Source organism: Variovorax sp. GW821-FHT09B01 (genome assembly GCF_059418345.1).
In genome coordinates, this window is the sequence record NZ_JBWKPQ010000023.1 from 21,774 (window position 1) to 41,031 (window position 19,258).

At 70.9% G+C, this 19,258-nt stretch carries 17 protein-coding genes; 9 read left to right on the top strand and 8 right to left on the bottom strand.

From position 1 onward, the window contains the following. Positions 1-555: 555 nt before the first annotated feature. The 4 genes from AC07RV_RS37125 to AC07RV_RS37140 are packed head-to-tail and all read right to left on the bottom strand — an operon-like array spanning position 556 to position 5,043. The gene (locus AC07RV_RS37125) at positions 556-2,205 is read right to left on the bottom strand and encodes a rhodanese-related sulfurtransferase (protein ID WP_296783342.1); all 1,650 of its coding nucleotides are present in this window, start codon (positions 2,203-2,205) and stop codon (positions 556-558) included. Then, on the bottom strand, positions 2,202-2,834 hold the full coding sequence (locus AC07RV_RS37130) for a cysteine dioxygenase family protein (protein ID WP_296783339.1): 633 nt from the start codon (positions 2,832-2,834) through the stop codon (positions 2,202-2,204). The genes AC07RV_RS37125 and AC07RV_RS37130 overlap by 4 nt, the downstream gene beginning before the upstream one ends. Then, positions 2,831-3,811 carry an ABC transporter substrate-binding protein gene (locus AC07RV_RS37135; protein ID WP_296783336.1) on the bottom strand — a complete coding sequence of 327 codons (981 nt, stop codon included), beginning with the start codon at positions 3,809-3,811 and terminating at the stop codon, positions 2,831-2,833. The genes AC07RV_RS37130 and AC07RV_RS37135 overlap by 4 nt, the downstream gene beginning before the upstream one ends. Further along, positions 3,808-5,043 (bottom strand): acyl-CoA dehydrogenase family protein, encoded by a 1,236-nt coding sequence (locus tag AC07RV_RS37140; protein ID WP_296783334.1) that lies wholly within the window; start codon positions 5,041-5,043, stop codon positions 3,808-3,810. Before AC07RV_RS37140 ends, AC07RV_RS37135 begins: the two co-directional genes overlap by 4 nt. Positions 5,044-5,222: 179 nt before the next feature. Between AC07RV_RS37140 and AC07RV_RS37145 the strand changes: the two genes are divergently transcribed. From AC07RV_RS37145 to AC07RV_RS37170, 6 genes are read left to right on the top strand one after another with little or no spacing between them, the layout of a single operon-like run. Further along, positions 5,223-6,347 (top strand): LLM class flavin-dependent oxidoreductase, encoded by a 1,125-nt coding sequence (locus AC07RV_RS37145; protein WP_296783329.1) that lies wholly within the window; start codon positions 5,223-5,225, stop codon positions 6,345-6,347. A gap of 25 nt (positions 6,348-6,372) precedes the next feature. Next, positions 6,373-7,194, top strand: a complete 822-nt coding sequence (locus tag AC07RV_RS37150; protein ID WP_296783326.1) for a class II aldolase/adducin family protein — start codon at positions 6,373-6,375, stop codon at positions 7,192-7,194. A 25-nt stretch (positions 7,195-7,219) separates the two neighbouring features. Further along, the gene (locus AC07RV_RS37155; RefSeq protein WP_296783323.1) at positions 7,220-8,221 is read left to right on the top strand and encodes an ABC transporter substrate-binding protein; all 1,002 of its coding nucleotides are present in this window, start codon (positions 7,220-7,222) and stop codon (positions 8,219-8,221) included. A gap of 25 nt (positions 8,222-8,246) precedes the next feature. Then, entirely contained in the window at positions 8,247-9,215 is a 969-nt protein-coding gene (locus AC07RV_RS37160) for an ABC transporter substrate-binding protein (protein WP_296783320.1), read from the top strand. Between the two features lie 26 nt (positions 9,216-9,241). Further along, on the top strand, positions 9,242-9,478 hold the full coding sequence (locus AC07RV_RS37165; protein ID WP_492715760.1) for a hypothetical protein: 237 nt from the start codon (positions 9,242-9,244) through the stop codon (positions 9,476-9,478). Continuing rightward, entirely contained in the window at positions 9,444-10,157 is a 714-nt protein-coding gene (locus AC07RV_RS37170; RefSeq protein ID WP_296783317.1) for a hypothetical protein, read from the top strand. Before AC07RV_RS37165 ends, AC07RV_RS37170 begins: the two co-directional genes overlap by 35 nt. Positions 10,158-10,197: 40 nt before the next feature. Here AC07RV_RS37170 and AC07RV_RS37175 read toward each other — a convergent pair whose 3' ends face one another. After that, complete coding sequence (locus AC07RV_RS37175) at positions 10,198-11,925, bottom strand: carboxylesterase/lipase family protein (protein WP_492715757.1); 1,728 nt, start codon at positions 11,923-11,925, stop codon at positions 10,198-10,200. A gap of 137 nt (positions 11,926-12,062) precedes the next feature. Further along, a complete protein-coding gene (pdxR, locus tag AC07RV_RS37180) occupies positions 12,063-13,556 on the bottom strand; it encodes a MocR-like pyridoxine biosynthesis transcription factor PdxR (protein ID WP_296783312.1) in 1,494 nt (497 codons plus the stop codon). 102 nt (positions 13,557-13,658) lie between these two features. Between pdxR and AC07RV_RS37185 the strand changes: the two genes are divergently transcribed. Then, on the top strand, positions 13,659-14,396 hold the full coding sequence (locus tag AC07RV_RS37185) for a GNAT family N-acetyltransferase (protein WP_296783309.1): 738 nt from the start codon (positions 13,659-13,661) through the stop codon (positions 14,394-14,396). 6 nt (positions 14,397-14,402) lie between these two features. Here AC07RV_RS37185 and AC07RV_RS37190 read toward each other — a convergent pair whose 3' ends face one another. Further along, entirely contained in the window at positions 14,403-15,320 is a 918-nt protein-coding gene (locus tag AC07RV_RS37190) for a LysR substrate-binding domain-containing protein (protein WP_296783305.1), read from the bottom strand. Between the two features lie 141 nt (positions 15,321-15,461). Here AC07RV_RS37190 and AC07RV_RS37195 point away from each other — a divergent pair, with 141 nt between their 5' ends. After that, positions 15,462-17,024 (top strand): M20/M25/M40 family metallo-hydrolase, encoded by a 1,563-nt coding sequence (locus AC07RV_RS37195; RefSeq protein ID WP_296783302.1) that lies wholly within the window; start codon positions 15,462-15,464, stop codon positions 17,022-17,024. Positions 17,025-17,037: 13 nt separating this feature from the next. On the opposite strand, the gene AC07RV_RS37200 is transcribed toward AC07RV_RS37195, so the two are convergent. After that, positions 17,038-17,901, bottom strand: coding sequence for a symmetrical bis(5'-nucleosyl)-tetraphosphatase (locus AC07RV_RS37200; protein ID WP_296783300.1), 864 nt, complete (start codon positions 17,899-17,901; stop codon positions 17,038-17,040). Positions 17,902-17,924: 23 nt separating this feature from the next. Between AC07RV_RS37200 and AC07RV_RS37205 the strand changes: the two genes are divergently transcribed. Then, positions 17,925-19,241: a hemolysin family protein gene (locus AC07RV_RS37205; protein ID WP_296783297.1), complete on the top strand. Its 1,317-nt coding sequence runs from the start codon at positions 17,925-17,927 to the stop codon at positions 19,239-19,241. Positions 19,242-19,258: the final 17 nt, after the last annotated feature.

Genomic DNA, 19,258 nt, shown 5'->3' on the forward strand with positions numbered 1-19,258 from the left:
AAAGAAAGTAAGCAAAGAAAGGCGACCCCGCTGTCTGTGTCCCTCCGCTTCGCTGCGGGCAACCTGCGGTGCTCGGGAAAAGCGGGGGTCCGCAGAACTCGCTGCGCTGCGCTCCGCTCAGACAGCTGCGGCCCTTATCCCGCTTTTCCCTGCGCTCCTCGGCACAGCCAGAGGGGACTAGGGTCAACGCGCCGTGGCGCGTCCTTGTGTGGGGTGTGCGCATGCGTAGGCCTTGGATCTTTCACTGAGGCCGAGCGAAGCAAAGGCCCGAAGGGTCTGCCGGGCCGAGCATCGCGATGGCCCGAACCACCCCCTCTGGCTGCGCCGAGGAGCGCAGCGTTTCGCGGATAAGGGCTCGCAGCTGTTTGAGCGAAGCGAGTTCTGCGAGACCCCGCGAAACGCGAGCACCGCAGGTTGCCCGTAGCGAAGCGGAGGGTCGCAGACAGTGGGGTCGCCTTTTCTTTGCCTACTTTCTTTTGGCGAAGCAAAAGAAAGTAGGTCCGCCGCCGGGCGGAATTCCCGGCCGACAGCCTTTGCAAAAAAACAAACCCAAATTCAGGCCACGACAAACCGATGCGTCCCATCCCGCCCCAACTGCTCCACAAGCCCAAACTCCCAATCCAGATACCCCTGCATAGCCTCCACAGAAGCCGAAGTCCCTTCATAAGGCCTCCGATACCGATCCGTCCTCTCGGTAGCCAGCCGAGTCTCACCAGACTCAGAAGGCAACCCGGCAGAAAACCAAGCAGCATTCCCCCCAAGCAGCACGAGCACTTCCACATCCGACTGACCACGCGAATCGAGCCACTCCCGCAGATCCGAAGCCGCATACCGAGCCAACAAACTGCTCCCACAAGTCAACACATACCGCCGAGCCGAAGGAATGACCCCATCAACCGCCTCCAAGAGCTGCGCCCGAATCGCAAACCACGCCCCCGGCACATGCCGCTTCACGTAATTCGCACTGGCCGTCACATCGATCACCACAGTCGATGAGGCATCGCCATCGAGCAACCGAGCCAAGTCCAGCGCCTCGATCTCTCCAACGGCCCGAGCCACCTCCGGATACACAGCGGCCAGAGCACTGCGTTCGCTCAACGCATCGGCAGCAGCCACAGGCTCCACCACATAAACCTCCCACCCCATCTGCGCCAGCCAGGAGCCGGACATCGAAGCCCGCACCCCATCGTCATCCGCCAGCACGATCCGCGCATGCCGCACCGGCACCTGGTGATCCGTCTCCTGCACCAATTGCCCACCGGGCGCTCCCGCAAAGCCGGGAAGATGACCTGCCGCGTATTCCTCGGGCGTGCGCACATCGAAGCGATAGACCGTCCGCCCTGCCTCCTCGAGCGAGTCCACGGCATCGGCCGCCACCCACTGCACCCCGGCCTTCTGCGCCACACGCCGCGCATCGGCACGCGCCTGCGAACGATGCGCATCGCTCACCGCCTCCGGCGCACGCCGCACCGCCCCATGGTCGAGCACCTGCCCCGCCAGCTTCCAACCGATCGTGCCGTTGCGCAATGCAGCCACGGGATTGGGAATGCCGGCGTTCACCAGCGATTGCGTGCCGATGATGCTGCGCGTGCGCCCCGCGCAATTGACGATCACGCGCGTGGCCGGATCGGGCGCGAGCTCGCGCACGCGCAGCACCAGTTCGGCGCCCGGCACGCTGGTGGCGCCGGGGATGCTCATGGTCTGGTATTCGTCGAAGCGGCGCGCGTCGAGCACGACCACGTTGGCGCGCTCGTCGATCAGCGCCTTCACCTCGGGGGCCGAGAGCGAGGGCGTGTGGCGCTCGTGCTCGACCAGTTCGCCAAACGATTTGCTCGGCACGTTGACGTCGCGGAACAGCTCGCCGCCGGCCGCGCGCCAGCCCTCCAGGCCGCCCTCGAGCAGGTGCACCTGTGTGTAGCCGAGGCCGACGAGCCGCCGCGCGGCCAGCGGTGCGAGATCGGTGCCGCGGTGCTCGCCGAACAGCACGATCAAGGTGTCGCGGCGCGGGATGCGGCGCCAAGCCTCGATCTCGATGCGCGACAGCGGCAGGTTCGCGGCCCACAGCGGATGGGCCTGGGCGAAAGGATCTTCCTCGCGCACGTCGAGCAGCGCGATCTCGGCGCCGGGCGTGAGCAGGCGTTCGCGCACGGCGGCGAACGAGAGGACGGGGAATGCGGAGATGGCTTGGAGCGTGGCGTCGGTCATGGCGTGGTGTCGGGCGGGACCGCCCGGCGTTCGGCGGACCGGTCCCAGAGATTGGGCAGCAGCGTGTTGGTGTAGCCCGAGACGAAGGGCTTGCGCCCGCCCTCGGCCGGGTAAGTATGCCGCCGCACCGCGCCGATGTTGGCGCCATAGACATGGATGCTGATCGACACGCGGTCCGCGTGCGCGTTGTGCACGCGGTGCAGATCGCCGACGGTGGGCGAGACGGCCTCGACGTCGCCTTCGTCGAGCCGCACCGCTTCGCCCACGGGCCGCGCCTGGCCGTCGTCGCCGAAGGCATGGGGCTGGCTGTACTCGGAACCGCGCAGCATGCCGATCAGGCCCCACACGGTGTGGTCGTGCACCGGCGTGGCCTGGCCCGGCCCCCAGACGAAGCTCACGACCGAGAAGCGCTGGGTGCTGTCGGCATGCAGCAGGAACTGCTGGTAGCGCGCGGGGTCGGGCTGCGCGAAGGCCTCGGGCAGCCAGTCGTCGCGCGCCACCAGCCGGCGCAGCAGCGCGCCGCCCTCGGCGAGGATGGCGCGCTCGTCGGGCCGGCCGTCGAGCAGGCGGCCGAAATCGACCACGAACTCGCGCAGCGGCGCGATCGATGCGGGAACGGTGCCGCTCACGCCGCGCGCTTCCAGAGCTGGGTGTCGGAGATCGCGCGCACGTCGACGCGCACCGGCAGGATGCCGTCGCGCGCGGAGCGGTCGGCCACGGCCTGCAGCGCCACGATGTCGGCCTCGCTCACCGGCCGCGCGGCCACCGAGGCGCGCGCGGTGATGAGCCGGGCCGACTCGATCGGCAGCCGCGTGAGCTGGCTGTAGGCCTGCGCATAGGCCTCGGGATTGGCCAGTGCCCAGTCGCCCGCGCGGCCCAGCCGGTCGAGGAACTGCACGATGGCGGCGCGCTTGGCGGGGTCGGCCAGCGAGGGTTCGCTGGCGGTGATGAAGCCCAGCGCGGTGTTGATGCCGCGGCCGTCGCGCAGGATGCGCCCGCCCTGCTGCAGCGCGATCGTGTAGTAGGGATCGAAGATGGCCCAGGCGTCGATCTGGCGCGAGGCGAAGGCAGCGGCCGCATCGGTCGGCAGCACGAACTTCACCGTGACCTCGTCGCGCCGCACGCCGGCCTCCTCGAGCGCGCCGTAGAGCTGGTACTGCGAGATGCTGCCGCGCGCCGACGAGACGACCACGGTCTGGCCGCGCAGGTCGGCCACGCTGCGCAGCTTCGAATCGGGCTGCACCACGATGCCGAGCGAGTCGGCCTTGCCGACGCGCGTGGCGACGATCTTCAGCGGCGTCCTGCCGACGGCCGCGGCGAGCACCGGCAGGTCGCCGGCCATCGCGGTGTCGACCGCCGCGCTGCGCTGCGCCTCGAACAGCGGCGCGGCGCCCTGGAAATTGGCCCAGCGGTAGGCGAAGGGTGCGCCCTCGAGCGCCTTCGAGGCCTCGAACAGCGAGCGCAGGCCACCGGCCTGGTCGCCGAGCACCAGCGAGGTCTGCGGCTGGGCCCAGCCGCGCAACGAGGCCGTGGCCGCGATGGAGAGCGCCGCGCCCTGCTGGAGCCAGCGGCGGCGCGATGCCCTGGAAAACAGCAGGTCGGTCATGCGACGGCTCCCGTCGACAGCAGCGCGCGCTTGCCCGCGCCGACCAGGATCGCGTCGTTCTGCGGCGTGTGGATGCGGCTGCAGAGCACGTCGCGGTAGTGGCGCTCGAGCGGGTTCTGGCGCGCGAGGCCATGGTTGCCCGTGAGCTGCAGCGCGAGCTCGACGGCGCGCACCGCGTTGCCGGTGACGGTGTGCTTGAGCAGCCCGCTGTCGACCGCCGACGGCGTGCGGCCGCCGTCGACGGCCTCGCTGGCGGCGTCGAGCAGCACGCGGTTGGTGCGCAGCAGCGCCTCGATCTCGCCCACCGTCTCCTGCACGCGCGGCAGGCTCGAGAGCGGCGCGCCCAGGCTGCCGGGCGCGCGCTGGTTGAGGAAGCCCACGAGCCAGTCGCGCGCCGACCGCGCGACCGCGTCGTAGAGGCTGCCGAGCAGCACCACCATCCAGGCCTGCTGCGAGGCCTGGGCGTCGATGTCGGTCTGGCTGCCGGCATCGGGTGCCCAGTCGGCCGGCGCGCGCAGGTCCACCGCATGGTCGAGCGGGATCGCGACGTTCTCGAACACCACCTCGTGGCTGCCCGAGGCGCGCAGGCCCAGGTGGTCCCAGCTCGCGATCACGCGCACGCCCTCGGCATGGCGCGGCACCAGGAACACGCCGGTGCGCGGCGCGGGCTCGTCGGTGCGGGCCCACACGGCGAGCCAGCCCAGGCCCTCGATGCCGGTGGTGTAGAGCTTGTGGCCGTCGATGCGCCAGCCCGTGCCGTCGCGGCGCGCCACGGTGGCGGGCAGGCCGCCGCGCGCGGGCGAACCGAGCGCGGGCTCGACGCGCAGCGCATTGATCAGCGCGCCGTGCTCGACCGCGTCGCGCACCACGCGCTCGCGCAGGTGCGGCGGCCAGCGGCTGTCGCCGCGCGCCAGCCCATGGTGCTGCAGGTAGGTCATGGTGAGGATCAGCGCCGTGGCGGGCTCGCCGCGCGCCACCGCGGCGATCACCTGCCGCGCCGACGCCAGCGTGGCGCCGCCGCCACCGAAGGCGCTCGGCGCGACCAGCCCGATCAGGCCGTGCGATTGCAGCGCCTCGAAGTTCTGCGCGGGAAAGGCGCCGCTGCGGTCGTGGTCGGCGGCGGTGCTCGCGAAGCGTGCCGTGAGGCTGGCCAGCAGCGCGGCGTCGGGCAGGCCGGAGGAATCGCGGGAATTCGGGCCGGCCGCGGGCCGGCGCAGGGGGATGGCGCTCATGGTCCCGGCACGTTAGCGAGCCGCCGTGCGCGCGAAAACGACGCATCGCGCATATCCAAACTCGTTTTTCTGCGTTCGCATCGGCGGCGCGGCTGGTTACGTTCGCCGTTTCGCCGGTTCCCGCCGACGGGAATCCCGCATCCGCGAACCGTGGACCGCACCCACCGAGAGGACACACCATGAGCCAGAACAGCAACGACAACAGCGGCGTCGAATTCATCGGCATGATCCAGGGCCAGAAGGTCTCGGAGATCCATGCCGCCCAGGGCCCGGCGATCGACCGCGACTACGTGCGCGCCTTCGCCCAGGCGCACGAGCAGGCCGGCTTCGACCGCGTGCTGGTGCCGCATCACTCGACCGGCCCCGACGCCACGCTGACCGTGGCCTACGCGGCCTCGGTCACCGAGCGCATCCACTTCATGCTCGCGCACCGCCCGGGCTTCGTGGCGCCCACGCTGGCGGCGCGCCAGTTCGCCTCGCTCGACCAGTTCAGCGGCGGGCGGCTCGCGGTGCACTACATCTCGGGCGGCTCCGACGACGAGCAGAAGCGCGACGGCGACTGGCTCGACCACGACCAGCGCTATGCGCGCACCGACGAATACCTCGAGCTGCTGCACAAGGTCTGGCAGGCCGACAAGCCCTTCGACCACGAGGGCGCGCACTACCGCGCGCTCAATGCCTTCTCGGAGGTCAAGCCGCTGCAGACGCGCAACGGCCGCCCGCACGTGCCGGTGTATTTCGGCGGCGCCTCGGAAGCCGCGATCCCCGTGGCCGGCAAGTACGCCGACGTCTACGCGCTGTGGGGCGAGTCGCTCGAGCAGGCGCGCGAGCTCACGACCCGCGTGCGCGCCGAGGCCGCCAAGCATGGCCGTAGCGTGCGCTTCTCGGTCTCGTTCCGCCCGATCCTGGCCGAGACCGAAGAGCAGGCCTGGGCCCGCGCCGACCACATCCTGGCCGAGACGAAGCGGCTGCGCGTGGTGCAGGGCTACAACCGCGGCGGCCCGCAGCAGAGCGAGGGCGCCAAGCGCCTGCTGGCCGCGGCCGGGCAGGGCACGCGGCTCGACAAGCGGCTGTGGACCGCGGTCGCGCAGGAGATCGGCGGGCGCTCCAACAGCACCGCGCTGGTCGGCACGCCCGAGCAGGTCGCCGACGCGCTGCTCGACTACTACGACCTCGGCGTGACCACCTTCCTGATCCGCGGCTTCGATCCGCTGGAGGACGCGGCCGACTACGGACGCGAACTGATCCCGCGCACGCGCGAACTGGTGGCGCAGCGCGCGGCCTCGATCCGCAAGGCGGCCTGAACCGCATCACGACAAGGACATCCCCATGAGCGCCGTTCTTTCCATCGACCGCAACGCCTCGGCCCTGAAGCTCAACCCGGTGCCGACGCAGAAGTACTGGTTCGACCCGATCCCGCCGCGCACCAGCGTGCAGGCCGAGCGCCGCCACCGCCAGGAGCGCCTGGCGGGCGCCTTCCGCCTGTTCGCGCGCTTCGGCTTCGCGCAGGGCCTGGCCGGCCACATCACCGCGCGCGATCCCGAGCTGAGCGACCACTTCTGGGTCAATCCGCTGGGTATCCACTTCTCGCGCATCAAGGTCTCCGACCTGCTGCTGGTCAATGCCAGGGGCGAGACCGTGATCGGCGACCGCCCGCTCAACAAGGCGGCCTTCGCGATCCACGCGGCGATCCACGAGCACAACCCCAGGATCGTCGCGGCCGCCCACACCCACTCGACCTACGGCAAGGCCTGGTCGACCTTGGGCCGCAAGCTCGACACGCTGACGCAGGACAGTTGCGTGTTCCACGACGACGTGGCGCTGTTCGACGACTTCACCGGCATGGTGGTCGACACCAGCGAGGGCGACCGCATCGCGCAGGCGCTGGGCGACAAGAAGGGCGCGATCCTCAAGAACCACGGCATCCTGACCGCCGGCCCGACGGTGGAGGCCGCGGCCTGGTGGTACATCGCGCTCGACAACGCCTGCCACACGCAGCTGCTGGCCGAGGCCGCCGGCACGCCGCAACCGATCGACGAAGCCACGGCGCGCCACACGCACGGCCAGATCGGCGGGCCCGAGGGCGCGATCCATTCCTTCGACAGCCTCTACCAGGGGCTGGTCGAGGCCGAGCCCGAGCTGCTGGACTGACTCCTTCTTTCTCCTGGAACCGCCGATGAACGCATCCCTCTCCCGCCGCCGCCTCCTGCGTGCCGGCGGCGCCGCCGCCGTGGTCGCCTCGGGCGGCCTGATCGCCTCGCAGGCCTTCTCGCAGTCGACGCGCAAGCTGACCTTCGCCTGGAACGCCGCGGCCTTCTGCCTCTCGCCGGTGGTGGTGGCGCAGGAGCGCGGGTACTTCGAGCGCAACGGCCTGCAGGTCGAGCTGATCAACTACACCGGCTCGACCGACCAGTTGCTCGAATCGCTGGCCACGGCCAAGGCCGACGCGGCGGTGGGCATGATCCACCGCTGGCTCAAGCCGCTGGAGTCGGGCTTCGACGTGAAGATCGTCGGCAGCTCGCACGGTGGCTGCGTGCGCCTGGTGGGCGCGAAGGCCGCGGGCGCCACCAGCCTCGCGAGCCTCAAGGGCAAGATCATCGGCGTGTCGGACATCACGAGCCCGGGCAAGAACTTCTTCTCGATCCTGCTCGCCAAGAACGGCATCGACGCCGAGCGCGACGTGACCTGGCGCCAGTACCCGGCCGACCTGCTCGACCTCGCGGTGCAGAAGGGCGAGATCCACGCCATCGCCGACGGCGACCCGAACGTCTACCTGATCGAGAAGCGCAACAAGGGTGCGTTCGTCGAGATCGCGAGCAACCTCACGGGCGAGTACAAGGACAAGGTCTGCTGCATCGTCGGCGCGCGCGGCGAGCTGGTGCGCAAGGACAAGGCCACCGTGGCCGGGCTGGTGCGCGCCATCGCGCAGGCCTCGGACTACGTGGCCGAGAACCCGAACGAATCGGCCAAGCTGTTCGCCAAGTACTCGCCCAAGGTGCCGGTGGAGGACCTGCGCGCGCTGCTGGGCACGCTTACGCATGCGCACCATCCGCTGGGCCGCAGCCTGCGCGACGAGGTCGCGTTCTACGCGGCCGACTTCCGCAACGTGGGCGTGCTCAAGAAGGGCACCGACCCGGCGCGCTTCGCGGACCACGTGTCGTACGACCCGCTGGCCTGAGGCCATGCCGCAGATGACGAACCGCATGCCATCCGCCAGCCGCCGCCGCTTCATCGCCCAGGGCGGCGCCGCCGCGACCATTGCCGCCCTGCCCGCCTTCGCGCTGCAGGCCCGTGCCCAGGCGCGCCCGTTGCTCAAGGCCGGCGACCAGAAGGGCGGCCTGCGCGCGCTGCTCGAGGCCGCGGGCGGGCTCGAGGGCCTCTCGTACGACATCCAGTGGTCGGAATTCCCGGCCGCCGCGCCGCTGGCCGAGGCACTGAACGCGGGCGCCGTCGATTCGGGTCCGATCGGCGATGCGCCGCTGATCTTCGCGCTCGCGGCCGGCACGCGCGTGAAGGCGATCGGCGCCAACCGCTCCGACTCCTACGGCACGGCCGTGCTGGTGCGACCCGATTCGCCGCTCAAGGGCGCGGCCGAGCTCAAGGGCAAGAGCGTGGCCACCAACCGCGGCTCCATCGGCCACTACGTGACGCTCAAGGCCATCGTCGCGGCGGGGCTGAAGCCCGAGGACATCCACCTGCGCTTCCTCGCGCCGGCCGACGCCAAGCTCGCGCTCACGCAGGGCTCGGTCGATGCCTGGGCCACCTGGGAGCCCTACACCGCGCTGGCCGAGACCAGCGGCCATGCGCGCGTGCTCGCCAGCGGCCGCGGCCTGCTGCCGGGCCTGAGCTACCTCGCGGCCACCGACGCGGCGATCGCCGCCAAACGGCCGGTGCTGCAGGACTTCCTGCAACGCGTGGTGCGCGCGCAGCAATGGTCCTATCGCAACGTCGATGCCTTCTCGGCCACGCTCGCGCGCATCATCGGCATCCCGCCCGAGGCCGCCAGGCTGCAGTTCGAGCGGCGGCAGCAGAAGTGGGTGCCGATCGATGCGCAGGTGGTCGCCGACCAGCAGGGGACGGCGGACTTCTATCGGCAGGTGGGGCTGATCAAGCAGGGGCTCGATGTGAAGACCACCTTCGACACCGGCTTCGGGATCGCTGGCGCGGCATAGCCGCTCTGACTTCGGGACTTCGCCCCATGGGTTCGGAAGTTCCGCACATCAGGCAGGCCGATGACGGAAGGCATCTGCTCCATCGGCTTCATCCTTCATCCAGAATGAAGCGATCAACGTTCTTGGCTGCCTTGATGTCCACTTCCATTCCCGCTCCCCGGCGCGATCTGCTCGGCGCGCCCGAAAACATTCCAGGCAACGCATGCCTCAATGCCAGCATTCGACACCATGGACCGCATGCCGCCGAGGGAAAAGATGCCTGATATCGCAACCCTTCGGGCGGACCGGTCGGCCATCCGCAAGAGCATTCTCGAGGTGCTGAAACAGACGGCCGATTCATACGCCCTGCACGGCGATCCCAACACCGACCTTCGGGATGCGCCGGAATACCTGATCAACGTCAACCTCGCACAAGGTCTTGCCGCCGCGTTCCCGACCTTGCGATTTCGCCTGGAGCATCCGGCATCGACCTACGAGCACTCTGCCAGGCAGACCGTGGATGCTCGCGCCGCGGTCGGCAAGGACGCAGCCCGATTCGATGTCGTGCTGCTGAACAGACAAACTGGCGTTCCCCGCTACATCATCGAAGTCAAGCGCGGCATCAAGATCATCGGCGATGCCGAACGCATCATCTCCATCGCGGCCCTCGATTCAGGGCGACGACGGTGGCGCCATGGCTACCTGGTGACCATCATCCGACGCACCGAGTCCGACATGCTCGACAAGGTCGCACAACTCGTCTCGGCGATCGGAGCGCTGCGCGCGACGAAGAACGCGCAGTTGCCGGATCACCAGCATGTGGTCGTCAAGCACGACTTCATGCGAATCGGCGAAGCGCGCCAAGATCCCGACAGCAAGGCCATCTTCGGCGTGGTCTTCCAGGTCTCGCTGGTGGATCGCAAGGCGCCCGACATCGAACAGGCCGGCGACTCCCTGGAATGAGCGGGCGCGGCCGGCTCACTCAGGCCGCGCTCGCTTCTGCTCACTCCAGCACGATCCGCTTCTCGCTGGCCGTCGCGTCGAACAGCAGGCGCCGCGGCGTGCCCGCGGGCGTCCAGCGCACCCACTCGACGCCCAGGCCGGCGTGGTTGGGATTGCCGGTCTTCATGAACGCGCCCACGCTGCCCATCATCGCGGCCGACAGCGCCTCGCGGCCCGGCCGGTTGGCATCGGTGTAGTTCATCGAGAACATGCCCTTGCCGAAGTTGCCGAACATGAACGGGATGTCGGTGGAATGGCCCGCGCCGTACAGCGTGTTCCACGGCTCGGGGCCCTGCGACCAGTCGAAGCGGTAGGCATAGACCTCGGGCTGGTGCGCCTGGAACAGGGTGAGCGCCGAGGTGATGCTGGCCGCGAAGCTCGCGGCCGTGACCGCCTTGCCGGCCGCGTTGTAGGCATCGACCGTGACACCGGGCTTGAGCACGCTCGCGAGCGTGGCCGAACCCGGCGCCGTGGGCCGGTTCGGATCGAAGTCGTACATCATCAGGAAGCGCGTGGCGTCGTCGACCTGGTAGTAGGACTGCAGGAACATCTTGCCCTCGTCGCGCGTGGTGCCCGCGAGCAGCGGCACCTTGCGGTACTCGCCCGCCTCGACCGCGGTGCGGGCGACGGCGGGCAGCACGGTGCCATCGCCGATGTTGTCGGCCTGGCCCGAGGACAGCAGCGCGAGCTGCGAGGCCGGTGCATTGCGCAGCAGGCTCGCGACCTGCGCCTCGCTCATGCCCGCGATGGTGGCGTCCACGGTGGCTTCGGTGGCCGCGCCGGTCATCACGAGCAGCTTGCGCACCACGCCCTTGGCATAGGTGTCGGCCTGCGCGGTGCTCGAGATCTTCACGCCCATGCTCATCGGCACGGCCTTCTGGAACCAGTCCTTGCCCTTGCTCAGCGGCGTCAGGATCATCGCGTAGGTGTTCCAGGCGCCGGCCGACTGGCCCATCAGCGTGACGTTGCGCGGATCGCCGCCGAAGGCCGCGACATTGGCATGCACGAACTCGAGGGCCTTGGCCAGGTCGAGCGTGCCGTAGTTGCCCGAGTCGGTGAGCGCATCGCCGCTCCTGAGCGCCGGATGGCGGAACCAGCCGAACACGCCGAGCCGGTAGTTGACGGTGACGACGACGGCGTTGTTGCTGCGCGCGAAGTTGACGCCGTCGTAGGTCGGGTTGTGGGTGTAGCCCACGGTGTTGGCGCCGCCGTGCACCCACACCACCACGGGCAGGTTCTTCTCCTGCGTGGCGGGCCGCCAGACGTTGAGCGTGAGGCAGTCCTCGGCGCCGACGAGTTGGCCGAACGAGGTGCCGATCTCGCGCGTGAAGCCGTCGTCGGCCAGCGGCGGCGCATAGAAGCTGCCGGCCTGCGCGCACGAGCGACCGAAGTCCTTGGCGCTGCGCACGCCGCTCCAGGCGTTCGGCGAGACCGGCGGCTTCCAGCGCCGCTCGCCGACCGGCGGCTGCGCGTAGGGAATGCCGAGCCAGGCGTAGGCCGCGCCATCCGCCTGCGCGGCGCCCTCGACCTCGCCGTAGGTGGTGGCGACCTGGAGCGGGTGGGCCGCGGGCGGCGGCGCGGCGGGCGGCGGCGGCGGCGGTGCCACCGACACCGGCGGGAAGGCGACGACCGCCCCGCCGTCCCCGCCGCCGCAAGCAGCGAGGACGGCCACCGCCGCCACCGCGCCCACGATCCCGAACCGCCGCAGCGGGAATGTCTTCTTCTTCATGCTCATGCGCTCTGTCTCCGTCGTCGTTGTGGGTGCGGCGAGGCTATCGAGGCAGGGCGGGCGCGCCTTGTACCGAGTTGCTATCGCCGCGGGCGCGAACGCCCCACCTTGACGCCTGCGCGACAGGCGCGAGGGCCTCAGCGGCCGACCGCGCGCGCCAGCTGCGCCAGCCGCTTCGCCATCGGCTCGAACAGCTCGGCCGAGGTGTTGCCGTAGCCCAGCACCAGCCCGTTGCAGTCCGGCCCGGGCCGGAGCGCGGCGGCCGACAGCGGCATCGGCGCCATGCGGTGGCGCCGCGCCTCGGCGGCGATGCGGCGGTCGTCGAAGCGCGCGGGCAGGCGCACGGTGAGATGCATGCCGCAGTGGCCGCCGTCGATGGTGTGCGGCAGCCTGAAGTGGCGTTCGAGCGCGGCGCGCAGGGCCTGCTGGCGCTCGCGGTACAGGCGCCGCATGCGGCCCAGGTGGCGGCTGAACTGGCCGCTCTCGATGAAGTCGGCCAGCGCGAGCTGCTCGTGGCGATGGCCGCCGCGCAGCATCTCCTCGAGCGGGGCGCGCACGGTGGCCAGCAGGTCCTCGGGCAGCACCAGGAAGCCCAGCCGCAGCGAGGGGAACATGGTCTTGCTGAAGGTGCCCACGTAGAGCACCGGCGCCTGCGGCACCAGCCCCTGCATGGCGGCGATGGGATCGCCGGTGTGGCGGAACTCGCTGTCGTAGTCGTCCTCGATGATCCAGGCGCCGTGCGCGCGCGCCTGCGCGATCAGCGCGAGCCGCCGCGCGATGCCGAGCACCACGCCCGAGGGGTACTGGTGCGAGGGCGTGGCATAGACCAGCCGCGGCGTTTGCAGCCGCCAGTCCTCCTCGCTCGCGCGCAGGCCGCCGGCATCGACCGGCATCGGCACGATGCGCAGGTCGCCCGCGTGCATCGCGGACTTGGCGCCGCGGTAGCCGGGGTCCTCGACCCAGGCGGTGTCGCCCGGGTCGGTGAGCAGGCGCACGCACAGCGCGATGGCTTCCTGCGCGCCTTCGGCGATCACCACCTGCTCGGCCGTGCAGCGCACGCCGCGCGCCAGGCCCAGGTGCTGCGCGATGGCGGCGCGCAGCGCGGGCTCGCCGAAGGGGTTGCCATAGCCGAGCGCGGCATGGCCGGCACCGCGCAGCGCGCGGTCGAGCGCGCCGCGCCAGGCCGCGATCGGGAAGTGCGACAGCGCGGGCACGCCGGGGCGCAGCGCGAGCTCGGGCTCGGCGCGGCTTCCCATGGGATGGATGCGCGCGAGCCGCCCCGCGGTGGCCGGCACGGCCGGCGTGCGCGGGCCGCGCCGCGGCGGCGCGGGCGCGGCCAGCTCCATCACGCGCGTGCCCTGGCGGTCGGGCCGCAGGTAGCCCTCGGCCGCGAGGTGCTCGTAGGTGGCCGTGACGGTGTTGCGCGACACCGCGAGCGCCTCGGCCAGCGCGCGCGAACCGGGCAGCCGCGTGCCGGGCGCGAGGCGGCCGTCGAGGATGGCGCGCTTCAGGCGCTCGTGGAGCTGGCGCTGCATCGAGCCGGCCTCGCGCTCGCGCGCGAGCGGTGCCTCGAGCAGCGCGCGGCGCACGGGGTCGGACAGGGTGGCGGAGGGGTCGGCGGCATCGGTCATCGGGGTTTCTCGTGGCACCATGAAATTCGCATGGCGTGGCGCTTTTCGTGGCGCCACGACCGGCGTACTGTAGCGCCTGTCGTCATCGAAAGAGAGTCCCCCATGCCCGCCTCCCACCCCCCGCTCACGCCGCGCACCAACCAGTTCGGCCAGACCATCGGCGCCGCCCTGCCCGGCTGGTCGCCGCGCCCGAAGCCGCCGCGCACGCCGATCGAAGGCCGCCTGTGCCGGCTCGAACCCTTGTCGGCCGAACGCCACGCGGCCGACCTGCATGCCGCCCATGCGCTGGCACCCGACGGCCGCGACTGGACCTACCTCTCGGTGGAGCGCGCGCCCGATGCCGCGAGCGCGCGCGCCTACGTGGAACTGATCGCGCAGAGCCTGGACCCGATGCACTTCGCGGTGATCGACAAGGCCACGGGCCGCGCCGTGGGCAGCCTCGCGCTGATGCGCATCGAGCCCAACCATGGCGTGATGGAGGTCGGCCACGTCACCTTCTCGCCGCTGCTCAAGCGCACGCCGCTGTCGACCGAGGCCCAGTACCTGCTGATGCAGCTGGCCTTCGACGAGCTCGGCTACCGGCGCTACGAATGGAAGTGCGACAACTTCAACGCGCCCTCGAAGAAGGCGGCGCAGCGCCTGGGCTTCCAGTTCGAGGGCGTGTTCCGCCAGCCGCTGGTCTACAAGGGCCGCACGCGCGACACGGCCTGGTTCTCGGTCATCGACAGCGAATGGCCGGCGCTGCGCGCGGGCTTCGAGCAGTGGCTCTCGCCCGCCAACTTCGATGCCGACGGCAAGCAGCGGCAGTCGCTGGAACAGCTGCGCGCGGCCGCGGCCTGAGTCGCGTCAGGCGGCGGCGGGCGCGGGCAGCTGCTCGCCGAGGAAGGCCAGGAAGGTCTTCACCACCTCGGGCAAGGTGCGGCCCGCCAGGGTCTGCAACTCGACCGCGCGGCCGCGCATGCCGCGCTCGCGGATCTCCGCCGCGTGCAGCTCGCCGCGCCGCACGCGGTCGCGCACCGTGATCTCGCCCGCGATCGTGAGGCCGCCGCCGTGCAGCACGAAGCTGGCCAGCGACTCGAAGCGGTTGCTGGTCAGCACCGGCTCGAACACCAGCCCGCGCTGGCTGCAGCCCACGTCGAACAGCTGGCGCACCGTGTTGTCGGCGCCCGAGAGCGCGATCGGGTACGGATGCATCTGCGCCAGGGTCACGGTGCGCAGCTTCGCGAGCGGATGGTCGGGCCGCATCACGGCGAACACCGAGGCCGGCTGGCGCCGCTCGACGCGGATGCCGTCGACCGCGGCACGGCTGTAGGTCAGGCCGATGTCGGCCTCGCCGAGCAGCACCGCCTCCGTCACCTCGGCCGGCCGCGCGGCGCGCAGCTGGAACTGGATGCCCGGGTGTTCGGCGCGAAAGTCCGCGATGGCGCGCGGCAGGAACTCGTTGGCGAAACCCGAGGAACAGGCGAGGCGCACCCGGCCGCGCTTGAGCCCCTGCAGCCCGCGGATGTCGGACACCACGCGCTCGGCCTCGAGCGCGCCGTGCAGCGCATGCGCGGCCAGCAGCTCGCCCGCGGGACTCGCGACCATGCCGCGCGGATGGCGCTCGAACAGCGGCACGCCGAGCAGGTCCTCGAGCATCGCCACCTGGCGGCTGATGGCCGAGGGGCTGACGCTGAGCCGCTCGGCCGCCACCGTGAGCGAGCCGCTGCGGGCCACCTCGAGGAAGTAGCGCAGGGCGGTGTCCTGCAGGCGGTGGGCGGTCATGGCGGGCTTTCGCTTTGAGAAAAACGCAAAGATATCGCCAAAAAACGGCAATTGTTCAAAAGCGGGCGGCTGCCTAAGCTGCACGGTGGCGGCCCCGGCCAGCCCCTTCCCCCTTCCCTCCCCCCACCGAACGATCCGCGCATGCACCTCCCGCTCCTCCACCGCCCCGCGCCCCGCCCACGGACCCTGCTCGCCCTGCTGGCCGCCGCCCTGATCGCCGGCACCGGCTTGGCCCAGGCGGCCGACCTGCCGCAGGCCGAGGCCGAACGCCACGCGCAGGCCAGCTACCGCGAGTACTTCGAGCTGCTCTCGCTGCCCAACGACGCGATCGTTCCCGAGGACATCCGCAAGAACGTGGACTGGCTCGCCAAGGCCTTCGAGAAGCGCGGCTTCTCGACGCGCCAGCTCGACAACGACGGCAAGCCGATGCTCTACGCCGAGCTGCCGGGGCACGACGCGGCGCGCAAGACCGTGCTGTTCTACATGCACCTCGACGGCCAGCCCGTGATCCCCGCGCAGTGGGCCCAGAAGAGCCCGTGGACGCCGGTGCTCAAGCGCCGCGCGGCCGACGGCGGCTGGGAGGAGATCGATGCCGCGCCGCTGTTCGACGGCCCGGTCGATCCCGAGTGGCGCGTGTTCGGCCGTGCCTCGGCCGACGACAAGGGCCCGATCATGATGATGCTGGCCGCGATCGACGCGCTGAAGGCGGCCGGCGGCACGCCCGCGGTCAACGTCAAGGTGATCCTCGACAGCGAGGAAGAGAAGGGCTCGCCCTCGATCGCCAAGGTGATGCAGGCGCACCGCGAACTGCTGGCCTGCGACGCCATCGTGATCCACGACGGCCCGATGCACGCCACCAACCGGCCCACGCTGGTGTTCGGCAACCGCGGCGCGGCCGAGGCCCGGCTCACGGTCTACGGCGCCAAGGTGCCGCTGCACAGCGGCCACTACGGCAACTACGCGCCCAACCCGGCGCAGCGGCTCGCGAGCCTGCTGGCCTCGATGAAGAACGAGCAGGGCCGCGTGACCGTGGCCGGCTACTACGACCGGGTGCGCATCAGCGCGGCCGACCGCCAGGTGATGGCGGCGGTGCCCGACGACGAGACCGCGCTGCGCCGCCGCCTGGGCATCGCGCGCACCGACAAGGTGGGCGCCAACTACCAGGAGGCGATGCAGTACCCCTCGCTCAACGTGCGCGGCATGGCCTCGGCCGCGGTCGGCGACAAGGTCGCGAACATCGTGCCCGACCGCGCGGTGGCCGAGCTCGACCTGCGCACCACGCCCGATTCCGACGCCGCCTACCTGGGCGCGCAGATCGAGAAGCACATCCTTAAGCAGGGCTACCACCTCGTGAAGGGCGCGCCCAGCGACGAGGACCGCGCGCGCTACGACAAGCTCGCGACCTTCAGCTACCAGAGCGAGGGCGCCGACGCGGCCGGCGCGCCGATCGATTCGGCGATCGGGCGCTGGGCCTACAAGTCGCTGACCGACAGCTTCGGCGCCACGCCGGCGCCGGTGCGCATCCGCATGATGGGCGGCACGGTGCCGACCGCGGAGATCGTCAAGGTGCTGCAGGTGCCGTTCGCGATCATCCCGCTGGTGAATGCCGACAACAACCAGCACGCGGCCAACGAGAACCTGCGGCTGGGCAACTACGTGAGCGGCGTGCGCACCATCTACAGCCTGATGACGCACCCGTTCTGAACGAAGGGCGGGCTCAGCCTCCCTTGCCGGGCTTCTGCGCCTGCTCGCACTTCACCTGGATGCGCTCGCGCTCGTCGAGCGTGGCGCCGATGCGCACCGCGCTGAGGCAGCCGCCCCAGACGCAGCCGGTGTCGGTCGACAGCAGGTCGGGCCGCGACACCCAGCCCAGCGTGGACCAGTGGCCGAAGGCGACCGTGGCTTCGGCCGTGCGGCGGCCCGGCACGTCGAACCAGGGCATGTAGCCGGCGGGCGCGTCGGCCGCGCCGTCGGTGGTCTCGAACTCCATCGTGCCGTCGGCGGTGCACAGCCGCAGCCGCGTCAGCGCATTGACGATCACGCGCAGCCGGTCGCTGCCTTCGAGCGTGTCGCTCCAGCGATCGGGCTGGTTGCCGTACATGGTGGCGAGGAAGGCGCCGAGGTTGGGGCCGCGCAGCACCGCCTCGAGCTCGCCCGCATGGGCGCGCACGTCGGCCACGCTCCACTGGGGCAACACACCCGCATGCACCATCAGCAGGTCGCGCGCGGCCTCGCCCGAACCGATGCGCCGGTGCAGCGCCATGTGCTGGTGGCGCAGCCAGTCGAGCATCGCCTCGCGGTCGGGCGCGGCCAGCAGCTCGGCCACCGTGTCCTTGCGGCCGGACTTGCGCACGCCGTGCGCCACGCCCAGCAGATGCAGGTCGTGGTTGCCCAGCACGCTGAGCGCCGCGCCGCCCAGGCGCTGCGCGCGCCGCAGCACCTGGGCCGATTCGGGACCGCGGTTGACCAGGTCGCCGAGCAGCACCACGGTATCGCGGCTGGGGGAAAAAGCGAGCTCGTCGAGGAGCCGGCCGAGGGCGCTGTCGCAGCCCTGGATGTCGCCAATCAAGTAAAGTGCCATCTCCTCATTCTCTCCCCCCGTACATGGATGTCTTCCTGCTGGCCTTGCTGACCACGCTCAACGCGTTGTTCGCAATGTCCGAAATGGCCCTTTCCACCAGCCGCCGCGCACGCCTCGCGGCATTGGTCGAAACCGGGGATACGGGCGCCGCCGCGGCGCTCAAGCTGATGGAGTCGCCGACCCAGTTCCTCTCGACGGTGCAGATCGGCATCACCTCGATCGGCATGCTGAGCGGCATCGTGGGCGAGGCCGCCTTCGCGGCGCCGCTGGCGGTATGGATGGAGAACGCGGGCATGGGCGCGGGCACCGCCAGCGTGGTGTCGACCGCGGTGGTCGTCACCTGCATCACCTTCTTCACGATCATCTTCGGCGAGCTGGTGCCCAAGCGCATCGGCCAGCTCTACCCCGAGCCGGTGGCGCGCTGGGTCTCGCGCCCGATGCACGGCCTGGCCAAGGCCGCCAAGCCCTTCGTCTGGCTGCTCGCGGGCGCCACCGCCACCATGCTGAAGCTGCTGCGCATCGACGCCAACGCGGCCCGCTCAGTGACCGAGGAAGAGATCTCGGCCAGCCTCGAGGAAGGCGTGGACGCCGGCGTGATCGAGCAGCACGAGCACCAGATGGTGCGCAACGTGTTCCATCTCGACGACCGGCGCCTGTCCTCGCTGATGATCCCGCGCGCCGACATCGAATGGCTCGAGGCCTCGTTCAGCGTGGCCGAGGCACTGCAGAAGGTGGCGGCCGCGGGCGCGCTCAACCTGGTGCATTCCTGGTATCCGGTGTGCCGCAACTCGCTCGACGACGTGGTCGGCGTGATCAGCGTGGCGCACCTGCTGCGCCTGGGCCCGGCCCACGTGGGCGCGCTGGGCCAGGAAGCCACGGCCGCGGTGTTCGTGCCCGAGACGCTGACCGGCATGGAGCTGCTCGAGCAGTTCCGCGCGCGCGCCGGCCGGCTGGTGTTCGTGGTCGACGAGTACGGCGTGGTGCAGGGCCTGATGACCCCGCGCGACCTGCTCGAGGCCATCACCGGCGAACTGCAGCCCGGCATGCAGACCGACGCCTGGGCCCACGAGCAGCCCGACGGCACCTGGGAGCTCGACGGCCTGATGCCGGTGTCGGAGCTGCGCGCCCGCCTGGGCATCCGCGAGCTGCCCGACGAGGAGCGCGGCCGCTACAACACGGTGGCCGGCCTGCTGATGTCGGTGTCGGGCCACCTGCCCTCGGTGGGCGAACACATCGATTGCGCCGGCTGGTGCTTCGAGGTGACCGCGCTCGAGGGCCGGCGCATCGACCGCGTGCGCGCCTCGCGCGATCCCTCGCTGCCGAACGGCAGCGACGACTGAGGCCGCGAGGGCGCGCC